Raw genomic sequence first — 10,483 nt, 5'->3', positions numbered from 1 at the left:
TCATAGCAGTAGCCGTATTCGACGCCGGGACTGGATGCCTCACCCCGGCGTTTAGCGATGAACGCCGACATTTCGGCACGATGCCGCCAGCCTTCATCGGTGTCGGCGCCGATCAGATCGAGGTTCACCTCGGATTGGATTTCCAGCTGGGCACCGACGTGCCGGAACGACCAGTCACGATTGCGTTCGGCGACCGGGCGACGCTCCATCTCGTAGCTGTCGAGCAGGACCCGGGTCGACGTCATCGGGCTCGGTGTCCGGTGGTACCAGCCCGTGCAACGTCCAAGTGTCGACCTCGTCCTGGGCGATGAGGATGCCTCCGGAGGCGAAATACAGATGCCAGAACTGCCCGTGCGCATGCAGGTGCTTGCGGTCGCGGGAGCGGAAATGGAACAGGGCCATGCGCTTTCGGACTCGAAACGGTCGAACGCACCACGCAGGCGTTGTATCTGCGCGGCACCTTCGCCGGCACCCACAGCCTGGTAATACGCAAGGGGCCGGTATCTCGTTTTGTCGGCCCGGCTTTCCGTGCCGCCGACGCCGGCGACCTCGACCGGCTCGCACGGTCGACCGGAACCTTGCCGTCACCGCTGCGCCAGCCCGGCGGCGGCAAGGTCGTGTCATTGTGGGACCCCAACGGCATGCCGGTCCGCGTCGTCCACGGAACCGAGCACCTACCAGCGTTGCCCGAACAGCAGCCCCTTTCACTCAACGTCGGGGTCGATCCGATCCGCATCAATACCCCCCAGCGCCCGCCCCGCGAACCGGCCTGCGTGCAGCGGCTCAAGCATCTGGTGAAGGAGACACGCACCTTCAACAAGTCGCTCGGCTGGTACCTCGACACCCTCGGCATGATTGTCAGCGACTTCATGTTCCTCGACAGCCAACGTGACCGCGGGCCCGTCATGGCCTTCGTCCCGCGTCTCGTTTCCTCGCCATGGTGAAGGCAATGCTGCCCCGCTGACGCCCCGCAGGTCGACTTCGCATGGCTGACGAATCCCCACTCCCAACCGAAGGTGACGTACACCTCGAGTGCTTCTCGGCGGCGAAGTCTTCGACTACCGCGCGACCGCCACGGCAGCGCGGAACTTCATCCGGGATTGGCAGCAAAAGCATTCCGAGAAAATCGAACTGCTTGCCGACAACCTCGATGGGCTCCGCAGAATGCCGTGCGAACGGCTGTTCTTCAACTGGTGAACGGCTCGCGGGCCGCGGTGCCCAGCACATTGTCGACACATGCACCAGGCGCATGCAGCCATCGGAACGTGAGAAGAGTCTGCCAAAATTCTGAGAGTCGCTCGGGGGTGAGCGGGAGCCGACTCTACGAAACTGCCACCGGAATTCCTTGCCGCCGACGCCATCGCGGATTCGATCGCTCCTCCGAGGCAGAGGCCACAGGACGGGAAACAGTTCCCGCGAAGGAGTAGGTGCCGCCCCGCGCGGCGAACGCCACCAACCGCGCGCCCTCCGTGGTGGAGCTGTCGCGCCAGCGGCTCGGCGGCCGAGCCATCTTTGTCGCTGCCGAATAGTGACAGACCATGAGCTCGGATAGTACGATCTCGTTTCGGATAGAACGAAACCGTTTCGTACCCAGCTGGAGGTTGTGGTGACTGCAGAGCCGGCTCGCAGGCCGCGGGTGACAACCGCGCGAGAGCTCGAACTTCTCGAGGCCACTGTGCACGTTCTGAGAGAGACGGGCTACGAGGCACTCACCATGGACGCTGTGGCTGCCCGAGGCCGGTGCAGCAAGGCGACGCTGTATCGAATGTGGGGCACCAAGCCGAAGCTGGTCGCGGCCGCGCTACGCGCTACCCAAGCGATCCAATTCGACGGGATCGACACCGGCACCCTGACCGGCGATCTCCTGACAGTATGCGAACGGCTGATCGTGCACGCCGAGAAAGAGACGCTGCTGTTCGCGGCGCTGATGCACGTCGCGCTGCTGGATCCCGAGCTCGCGACGGCCATCCGCGAGACGCTCTTCAAGCCTAACGACGAGCAACTCCACGGCATCGTCGAGCGGGCGGTGGTCCGCGGCGAACTGGCCGCGGTTCCACCGTCGACCGATTTCCTGCCCGCGCTCATCGTCGGCGGACTGCTGCTACGGCCGATCCACGCAGGCAGCTACGCCGACGCTGCCTTCGCCCGACGGTTTGTGACCGACGGACTACTCCCGGTGCTCGGGCACCAAGACCTGCCCTGAAGACCCCTACACGAACACCTTTTTGAGAACGCCCTACCAAGAAGTAAGGAACCCGTCATGTCCTTGCCCTCCGTTACCGCCGGTTCGACCGGCATACCCGAATCCACCGGCGACGGTCCGCGGCGCCGCTGGGGGATCCTCGCCGTCGTGGGGATCGCCCAGCTGATGGTGGTGCTGGATGCGACGATCGTGAATATCGCGCTGCCATCCGCCCAGCTGGACCTCGGCTTCTCCGACTCCGCACGACAATGGGTCATCACGGCCTACGCGCTGGCGTTCGGAAGCCTGCTGCTGCTGGGCGGGCGGATCGCCGACCTGTTCGGCCGCAAGGCGACCTTCCTCGTGGGCCTGGTCGGGTTCGCCGTCGCCTCAGCCCTCGGCGGAGCCGCACCGAATTTCGAAGTTCTCGTCACCGCCCGCGCCGCCCAAGGTCTGTTCGGCGCACTCCTCGCGCCGGCCGCGCTATCGCTGCTGACGGTCACCTTCACCGATCCGGCCGAGCGTGGCAAGGCATTCGGCATCTTCGGTGCGATCGCCGGCGGCGGCGGCGCCATCGGGCTGCTGCTCGGTGGCGTCCTCACCGAGTATCTGGACTGGCGCTGGACCCTCTACGTCAATCTGGTGTTCGCCGTGGTCGCCCTGGCCGGCGGTCTCCTGCTGCTGCGAACAACGCTGCGCGACACCACCGCCAAACTCGACCTGTTGGGTACCGCCCTGGTCTCAGCTGGCCTTTTCGGCCTGGTATACGGATTCTCCAACGCCGAATCCCACGGCTGGAGCTCAATAGAGACGTGGGGTTTTCTCACTGGCGGCGCCGGCCTGCTCATCGGATTTACCGGGTGGCAGACCCGAGCCGCCAACCCACTGCTGCCGCTGCGCGTCGTATTGGACCGTAACCGCGCCGCCTCCTTCCTAGCCGTCATGATCACCGGCGCGGGCATGTTCGGAATCTTCCTGTTCCTCACCTACTACATGCAGCAGACACTCGGCTACAGCCCCGTCAGCACCGGGCTGGCGTTCATGCCCATGGTCGCCGGACTCATCGTCAGCTCCACCCTCGCCTCGACCGTACTTCTGCCCCGAATCGGTCCCAAACCCACCGTGCCGTTCGGTATGGGAGTCGCCGTCGCCGGCCTCGTCCTGCTCACCCGACTCGGCCTCGACAGCAGCTACGCCACCGACATCATGCCGTCGCTGATCATGCTCGGCCTCGGATTCGGCCTCGTCATGGCCCCCGCAATGAGCCTCGCCGTCGCCGGTGTGGACCCGGCCGACGCAGGCGTCGCGTCCGCGACGGTCAACACCGCCCAGCAGATCGGCGGCTCCATCGGCACGGCCCTGCTCACCACCATGTCCGCCTCGGCCGCCACCGAATACATGACCGGGAAGAACCCGGCGGACCCCATGGTCCTCGCCCATGCCTCTCTCGAGGCCTACGATGCCGCCTATTGGTGGTCCGCCGGCATCTTCGCCGTCGGCCTCGTCCTCAGCCTGCTGCTCTACCGCCGCGGCGGCTACATCGCTACGGGCACAACCGCCATCCATATGTGAACCCGATCAGTTGCCGTAACACCCAACTCCACCGATCGATCTCGGGGAAGCTCTTCCGCACAACGAACTACCGACCGACACGGTAAGGAGAGATGAGAAGCTACGCGTGGCTGCGGCGCTCACAGCGCCCAGCACCGTAGCTTCGATCTCCTACGTCGGCTTCGAGAAACTGACGATGCCGATTCCCAAATCCCCAGTCCAACAAGAGCTTTGTGTGCTCGTCGGCTACCATTTCCAGCAAACATTGCCGGATCGGCGGGTGGTCATCGACCTGGCCGGGCGGCTGCGTCGACCGCGCAACAGGTGAGGCCGTACGGCCCGATCTCCCCCAAGCACGTGTAGCGCCAGCTCAGCAATCCCGGCCCCGCTGTACCGAATTCGGGCGCGCTGCTGTCTCGGTTGTGCCATTTCACATACCTACCGTCACCGGTTCCGCAGACCGGATACACACAGCTAGCCTCGGCACATGTTGAGATTGGCCAGATTGAGTCGGCGTCGAGTTCTGGCGATCGGGGCAGCCGCAGCAGGAGGACTTACCGCGACGGCCGCCAATGCAGTGCGTGCGCGTGCACAGGCTCCCGAGGACAACACCCGCTACGCCGGGTACTCACCGCAAGACATGGCCAAGCCGTACGCGCATTTCATGGCCGCCCGAACCGCCCCACCCCAGCCGGGGGTTGTCGATGCCTACGCCAAGCCTGCAACGCCAGCCGAACAGATCCCCGACTTCTCGACACTGGTCACCGAACTCTCGCCGACGGGGTATTCGCCGGTCGAAACCGGTTACGGACAAACAAATTCCGGGACCGTGTGGGTTGCCGTGCGCACTGAAATGCCCCGGGTGACGGCGGCCATGTGGGATTGGTGGTTCGGCTGGCACATCGTGGAGTCGGCGCGGTACAAACTGTGGCATCCCGATGCACACATGTTCAGTGAAGCCGCTGTCGACAACACTGATCGGCCGTTACCCGATCGCGCGAAGTACATCGATAACGTCAGCTACGTCGACGAGTACATCGGCCCGAAGCTCCAACAACTGGCCATCGCGTTCCGCGACCCGGTCAGCTACGGGTTCACCTTCCCCGACGAGCACACCATGATCCTGGCGCGGGTAGGCAGCAGTGTGGCACCAGTGGATCTGGGCTGGCTCGCCCATCAGGTCCGGCCCGTCCCGGGTGGCTGCGAGATGCGCAGCCGCTTCTACCTCGAGGTCTACGGGACCCGGACACCCGACCTCAGCCACTCCGCGCGAGCGGTCGCGCGCGGCGCCGCGATCGACATCCGCGACCTGATACCCGGCTTGGACCTTGCTCGGGACCTGATGCTGCACTGCGGCCAGGAGATGAACCATCTCGCCCAGTTCCTGCCCGAGCTCTACAACGAGTTCCACAGCGGCACCTGACCGAGCGGACCATACTGGCGGATCCACGTATCCAGGGAGTCCAGCGGGATTTGAGAATCTTTCCTCTCAAATATGAGTATCGCCGCTTCACCGCAGCGGCGACGCGTCGATCGAAGGAGGCACCCATGGCGCCCGACCTCATCGCAAGCCGGTCCAACGCCTGTAGTCCAGCCGCTGCGGTGGGTGGCAATTACACCCCCGTTGGCAGTCCACAAGAGCAGCAGGCCGCCTCCATCTCAGGCGGCGGCCCCGATACCGCCCCTGACATCATTCTCTAGCCCTCGTTCCGGGGCGACAACGTCACGGTCACCGCCTATACAGCACCAGCGGGCGGACCGCGATGAACTACCGCAGACCCCGAAACCGGTATTCGATTCACCGCAGCGCGGACCGGACAGGATTCACAGTATTGGAGAAACTCGCGTACGAGATGCGTCTGGAGACACCGCATCTGGACCACTACCGGTTGGATTGGGTCCCGAAACCGGATGTACGACTGGCGGGATGTGGGTCCATGCCGTGGTCACCGACCCATCCGGCCAGGACTGGTACTCCCAGTATTCGGGTAACGACTGGTTCGAGCCATTCCAATACGTCGAGAGCGACGACTGCGTGCAGTTCGTCTGATCGGCGCCTGCGCCGCATCTGGTGTCCGTTTCGCGAGTGCACCAGATGCGGCGCGATTGCTGATCGCCGCCCATATCGTCACAACCACTGACGCTTGTCGGAAACAACAGCAGCGCACTGAGAGTCACCGATGACATCACACATGGCGTCGGAGTCTGCCTGCCGAGACGACCGGGACCGCGTTGGTCTCTATCGGGCTGAAATGGCTGGCCACGGGCCGTGAGGCGAATACTGAAGTGTGACAACAGGATTTGATCAGTAAGTGACGCCGTGCGCACACGTTTACCCTGCAAACGCGCCACCACAACGCTGTCCGCCTCATCCCATTAACCACCGCCGGTAGGAATTCGGCGTGGCGCTCGTCAGCCCCTATCGTCGAGCGCGATCGTCCAGGTGGACCGCCGCGGGTATGCGGCGGTTACCGGCTGCGCAATCGGGAGAAATGTTGCCAGGCGACAAATCTTGTGATGGCTCGAGTAAAGCCGATCACGATCCGGAATGGGATACCGGAGTGGCGTCGGGCCTGGAGGACACCAGGGTGGCCGAATTGGGGCCGAACCGGAACGGCAATGGCAGGAATTCGACGGACATCGTGGGGTCGACGGCCCTACCGAGCGCAACGAACGCCGAACGACTGTAGGCGCGCAGCATGCTGATGAATCCGTCGTGCACCACGCGCCTGAACGACGGACGCACCAGCATCACCACCAAGGCAAACGGCACCACCAACACCGGCATAAGAATCAACCCCAGCGTGGAAGGACGTTTGAGGTCGTTCACCAGAAACCGCTTACCGACCCGAGAACGACGACTTGCTGGAGATCTGCGACCGAATCATCTGTCTGCGTGAGGGCCGCACGACCCAATAGCTGGCGGCGCACGACAAGTCGGCGGCGGCCCTCGACAATGCCGTCACGTGACACTGGTTCGAAGTGCAATAGATTGGGGCCCGGTCCGATTAGGACCGGGTCCCACTCATGGCACAGACTGCGGCCAGTACTCGATGACGTTCTACTGTCAGCGCGGATCGACGAAGATGTCGTAGTCCAGCGGTGCGGCTCCGCCGTATCGACTCAGGTCGGTAATTCCCGCTTCGGCGAGGACATCGACGTCGATCACGCTGCGACCGCTGAACTTCTGCGGGTCGGCGAAGACGACCATCGCCGCGTCCGCCATGATCTGCGGGCTGCGCGCGTGTTCGGCGGACTCGGCTCCGCCCAGCAAATTCAGCACGGCGGCCGTGGCGATGGTGGTTTCCGGCCACAAACACGTACTGGCAACCGGGATTTCGGCGTATTCGGCGGCGAAACCCAAGGCCAGCAGCGTCATTCCGTATTTGGCGAGCATATAGCCGGGATGCTTGCCCAGCCACGCTGCCGACATGTTCAACGGCGGCGACAACGTCAGTATCTGCGCATGCAGCGACTTGCGCAGGTGCGGAAGGCACGCGCGGGTCAAAGTGAACGTGCCACGCACATTCACCTGCTGCATGAGATCGAATCGCTTCATGGTCAGGTCTTCGGTGCCGGAAAGGTCGAGCACGCTGGCGTTGTTGACGCAGATGTCGATGCCGCCGAACTCACCGACCGCGGTGTCGACGGCGCGTTCCACATCGGAGTCGTCGCGGACATCCCCGACCACGGCGACCGCTCTACCGCCTGCCGCAGTGATCTCTGCGACTGCGGAGTGCACGGTGCCGGGCAGGCGCGGGTGGGGTTCGCCGGTCTTGGCCAGCAGCACCACATTGCCACCGCGTTCGGCGAAGGCAGCCGCGATCGCGAACCCGATGCCGCGGCTGCCGCCGGACATGACCATGGTTCGACCAGCGAACATGTTGTCGCTCAATATAATTCCTCTCGGTTTGGCTGTATGTGCCGACATCGGAAGGTCGGCCGGAAAAGAGCGCAGCGCGTGTTCGTCCTCGCCGCGCACGAACACGCAGGGTCGATCAGTGCGGATCACACGGGCGGATGCGCTGCGCTGGGAGTCGGCAATTGCGGGGCTACGAACCTGGACGGCTCTAACGAGCGGCCGCGAAAGAAGTGATGCGGCCACGGGCGTCCGCGCCGTCGGCGAGTCGTGCGATGGTGGCTGCCTCGTCGTCGAGATGTTCGGCAAGCGATCGGGTCGTCGACGCACGGACCAATCGCCGCGCCTGCCCGAGCGCCTCAGCGGATCCGCGAGCCAGCCCGGTGATCAACATTCGCATGTGGTCATCGAGTTCAGCGCTGGGGACGACATGGGTGACCAAGCCCCATTCCCAGGCGGTTTCGGCGTCGACGACCCGATTCGTCGTCAGCATCTGTAGTGCGTGGCCAACGCCGACTGTCCTTGGCAGCCAATATGTTACGCCGCAATCAGGGCTCAACCCAACACCCGAATAAGCGGTCACGAACCGAGCCGACTCCGTGCAGACGACCAGATCGGCCGCTAGTACCAATCCCAGCCCGCCGCCCGCCGCAGCGCCTTGCACCACGGCGACGACCGGAATGCTCAGGCGCGACAGCTCGAGCAGCGCGGCATGCATGCGGCTGGCCAATTCGGTGATGAACTGCCCGGTGCTGGGTGCGGCCGCCATGGCCGTCACATCACCGCCGACGCAGAAGTTACCGCCCTCCGCACGCAGCACGACGACACCGACCTGGTGCGACCGTCCGATCTCGGTGACTGCGGCGGCGAACCCGCGCGCCAACTCCATATCGATCGCGTTGGAGCAGTGCGGGCGGTTCAGCACGATGTGCGCTGTCGCACCGTCGATATCGAGAAGTACCGGGGCGGTTGTGGTTTCCGGGTGCGGGGGTGAACTGGTCATCGCGAATGGGCCTTCGGTTCGGGCAGCATGGATCAGAAGTCGACCTCGAGCGTTGGGCTCGTCGGCCGGGCTTGACAGGCGAGGATGTAGCCGTCGACGACATCGTCGGGATCGAGTGCGTCGATGCGGCCGAGGTCGACCGTGCCCGCGGTGAGCGCGCACATGCAGGAACCACATTCACCCTCGCGGCAGGAGAACGGCGCGTCGATTCCGGCGTCGAGCAGCACGTCGACGAGATTCGCCGTCGGCGGCCACGACAGGGTGTGGCTTTCACCGTCGAGTCGCACCACCACTGTCGAAGCGTTCCCGGTGGCGGCCAGTGGTGCGGCGGGTGCGAACGGGTCGCCACTGAGGGAGCTGAATTCCTCGGCGTGAATGCGCGAGCGGTCCATTCCGATGTCGGACAACATGTTTCGCACCGCGGCCATGAACGGCGCGGGACCGCACAGGTAGGCGTCGCGGCCGGGAAACCGCCGGGCGAACTCGGCCAATCCCGTAGCGTTTGGCAAGCCGCGATCGGTCTCGAGCCAGTGCTCGACGGACAGTCGGCCGTCTGCGGTATCGCGGAGCCGGTGCAACTCGGCATCGAAGATGACCGACTGGTCGTCGCGGTTGGCGTAGAACAACGCCACGTGACTCTTGGATTGCGCGAGAACGCTTTTGAGGATCGAGATGACTGGAGTGATGCCACTACCCGCGGCGAACAGCAGGAAGTCATCGGTGAGATCACCCGGGGTAAACGTGCCCGAGGGCGGCAGCACATGTAGTTGCGCACCCTCGACGATGTTGTCGCACAACCAGTTCGAACCGTACCCATCGGCCGTTCGCTTGACCGTCACCTTCAGCTCGTCATCGGTATGCGGCGAACTCGCCAGTGAATAGCAACGCGCCACCGAGCCCGTGCGCGCACTGGGAATGCGGACCGTAAGAAATTGGCCTGGTCGATAACTGAACTTCTCCTGCAGTTCTGGCGGGATATCCAGGACGATCGACTTCGTATCGGGCGTCTCGTCGATTACGCGCCGCACGCCGACGGGGTGACCGAGCAATCGAGGAATTGTATGAGTCATTTCGGCATCCTTCGGACGCGACGGCCCGTCTCCGAGCCGGTATTTGTGTGACAGCGGAGGTTCAGTTCCGCTTCGGTCGGGCGATTTCGCCCGCGGGTGCCGGCAGTGCACGGAACCAGACTTCGCCGACCGCCCTGCCCAATTCGTCGATGCGTTCCCGCTTCGGTGTCGAAGCGACCAGACCGACGTGCACGTAGGCCATTTGCTCGGTCATGCAGCCCAGCGTTTCGGCGAGCAGCTCGACATCGGTCGCGCCGATCTGGCCGCTGTCCTGCAAGCGCTGCAACCAGCGCTGGATGCGTTTGACGAAATCGCCGCGCAGGTTCAGCCACAGTTGCGCGAAGCCCTCGTTCGAGCTGGCGGCCGCCGCCTCACGCAAGAGCCGCAAAACCTTGCGGTGGCGCGAATAGGCGTGCAGATAAGCGACATTGACATCGACCAGGACAGCCAGTTCGTCCTCGGTCGACAATCGACGCGACATGGACTGAGCCAATTCCTGCAGACCGGGACGCAGCACGGCGAGGAAGACATCGTCGAGGCTGGTGAAGTGCCGGTAGAAGTTGCCCTGCGAGATATCGGCGCGATGCGTGATATCGGAAATACGGGTGCGGGTGTAGCCGTACTCGCTGAAGCATTCGGTCGCGGCCTGCACGATCTTTTCGCGAGTCTGTTCACCGCGGCGGTTGGGGCGCTTGGTCACCGACGCATCCGCGTCGAGCAATCCGGCATCGCTGAACGCGTCATCGACCGTGCGCGGCGCGGGTCGTACGTCGGGTGCGGGTTTCCGCGCCATCGTCCGCCTTCCGCCGGGTTGCTCG

General features: G+C 64.2%; 12 protein-coding genes and 1 pseudogene. 7 read left to right on the top strand and 6 right to left on the bottom strand.

Features of this window, described 5'->3' with window-relative positions:
* Window positions 1-245: pseudogene (locus tag AB0L58_RS29595) on the bottom strand (polyketide hydroxylase); the annotation flags it as partial.
* Between the two features lie 198 nt (window positions 246-443).
* Between AB0L58_RS29595 and AB0L58_RS29590 the strand changes: the two are divergent.
* The 7 genes from AB0L58_RS29590 to AB0L58_RS29560 all read left to right on the top strand — a co-directional run bounded on the left by AB0L58_RS29590 (window position 444) and on the right by AB0L58_RS29560 (window position 5,783).
* Window positions 444-944: a hypothetical protein gene (locus AB0L58_RS29590; RefSeq protein ID WP_364391505.1), complete on the top strand. Its 501-nt coding sequence runs from the start codon at window positions 444-446 to the stop codon at window positions 942-944.
* A gap of 88 nt (window positions 945-1,032) precedes the next feature.
* Window positions 1,033-1,197, top strand: a complete 165-nt coding sequence (locus tag AB0L58_RS29585) for a hypothetical protein (RefSeq protein WP_364391504.1) — start codon at window positions 1,033-1,035, stop codon at window positions 1,195-1,197.
* A gap of 409 nt (window positions 1,198-1,606) precedes the next feature.
* Window positions 1,607-2,203 (top strand): TetR/AcrR family transcriptional regulator, encoded by a 597-nt coding sequence (locus AB0L58_RS29580; RefSeq protein WP_364391503.1) that lies wholly within the window; start codon window positions 1,607-1,609, stop codon window positions 2,201-2,203.
* A gap of 57 nt (window positions 2,204-2,260) precedes the next feature.
* On the top strand, window positions 2,261-3,754 hold the full coding sequence (locus AB0L58_RS29575; RefSeq protein ID WP_364391501.1) for an MFS transporter: 1,494 nt from the start codon (window positions 2,261-2,263) through the stop codon (window positions 3,752-3,754).
* 106 nt (window positions 3,755-3,860) lie between these two features.
* Window positions 3,861-4,061 carry a hypothetical protein gene (locus AB0L58_RS29570; protein WP_364391499.1) on the top strand — a complete coding sequence of 67 codons (201 nt, stop codon included), beginning with the start codon at window positions 3,861-3,863 and terminating at the stop codon, window positions 4,059-4,061.
* Between the two features lie 159 nt (window positions 4,062-4,220).
* The gene (locus AB0L58_RS29565; RefSeq protein ID WP_364391497.1) at window positions 4,221-5,156 is read left to right on the top strand and encodes a hypothetical protein; all 936 of its coding nucleotides are present in this window, start codon (window positions 4,221-4,223) and stop codon (window positions 5,154-5,156) included.
* 504 nt (window positions 5,157-5,660) lie between these two features.
* Window positions 5,661-5,783, top strand: a complete 123-nt coding sequence (locus AB0L58_RS29560) for a hypothetical protein (protein WP_364391495.1) — start codon at window positions 5,661-5,663, stop codon at window positions 5,781-5,783.
* A gap of 486 nt (window positions 5,784-6,269) precedes the next feature.
* Here the strand turns inward: AB0L58_RS29560 and AB0L58_RS29555 are convergent, their stop codons facing one another.
* From AB0L58_RS29555 to AB0L58_RS29535, 5 genes are all read right to left on the bottom strand, one after another.
* On the bottom strand, window positions 6,270-6,563 hold the full coding sequence (locus AB0L58_RS29555; protein ID WP_364391493.1) for a hypothetical protein: 294 nt from the start codon (window positions 6,561-6,563) through the stop codon (window positions 6,270-6,272).
* 237 nt (window positions 6,564-6,800) lie between these two features.
* Entirely contained in the window at window positions 6,801-7,628 is an 828-nt protein-coding gene (locus AB0L58_RS29550; protein WP_364391491.1) for an NAD(P)-dependent oxidoreductase, read from the bottom strand.
* 175 nt (window positions 7,629-7,803) lie between these two features.
* On the bottom strand, window positions 7,804-8,595 hold the full coding sequence (locus tag AB0L58_RS29545; protein ID WP_364391489.1) for an enoyl-CoA hydratase-related protein: 792 nt from the start codon (window positions 8,593-8,595) through the stop codon (window positions 7,804-7,806).
* Between the two features lie 32 nt (window positions 8,596-8,627).
* Entirely contained in the window at window positions 8,628-9,665 is a 1,038-nt protein-coding gene (locus AB0L58_RS29540; RefSeq protein ID WP_364391487.1) for a ferredoxin--NADP reductase, read from the bottom strand.
* 61 nt (window positions 9,666-9,726) lie between these two features.
* Window positions 9,727-10,458 carry a TetR/AcrR family transcriptional regulator gene (locus AB0L58_RS29535; RefSeq protein WP_364391485.1) on the bottom strand — a complete coding sequence of 244 codons (732 nt, stop codon included), beginning with the start codon at window positions 10,456-10,458 and terminating at the stop codon, window positions 9,727-9,729.
* Window positions 10,459-10,483: the final 25 nt, after the last annotated feature.

The organism is Nocardia sp. NPDC052112 (genome assembly GCF_040680135.1).
Lineage (GTDB): Bacteria > Actinomycetota > Actinomycetes > Mycobacteriales > Mycobacteriaceae > Nocardia.
This window is presented reverse-complemented; position numbering and strand designations above follow the sequence as displayed.

Coding starts and splice junctions, on each gene's coding strand:
- AB0L58_RS29575 (WP_364391501.1), top strand. CDS start 2,261: ATGTCCTTGCCCTCCGTTACCGCCGGTTCGACCGGCATACCCGAATCC.
- AB0L58_RS29565 (WP_364391497.1), top strand. CDS start 4,221: ATGTTGAGATTGGCCAGATTGAGTCGGCGTCGAGTTCTGGCGATCGGG.
- AB0L58_RS29560 (WP_364391495.1), top strand. CDS start 5,661: ATGTGGGTCCATGCCGTGGTCACCGACCCATCCGGCCAGGACTGGTAC.
- AB0L58_RS29545 (WP_364391489.1), bottom strand. CDS start 8,595: ATGACCAGTTCACCCCCGCACCCGGAAACCACAACCGCCCCGGTACTT.
- AB0L58_RS29540 (WP_364391487.1), bottom strand. CDS start 9,665: ATGACTCATACAATTCCTCGATTGCTCGGTCACCCCGTCGGCGTGCGG.
- AB0L58_RS29535 (WP_364391485.1), bottom strand. CDS start 10,458: ATGGCGCGGAAACCCGCACCCGACGTACGACCCGCGCCGCGCACGGTC.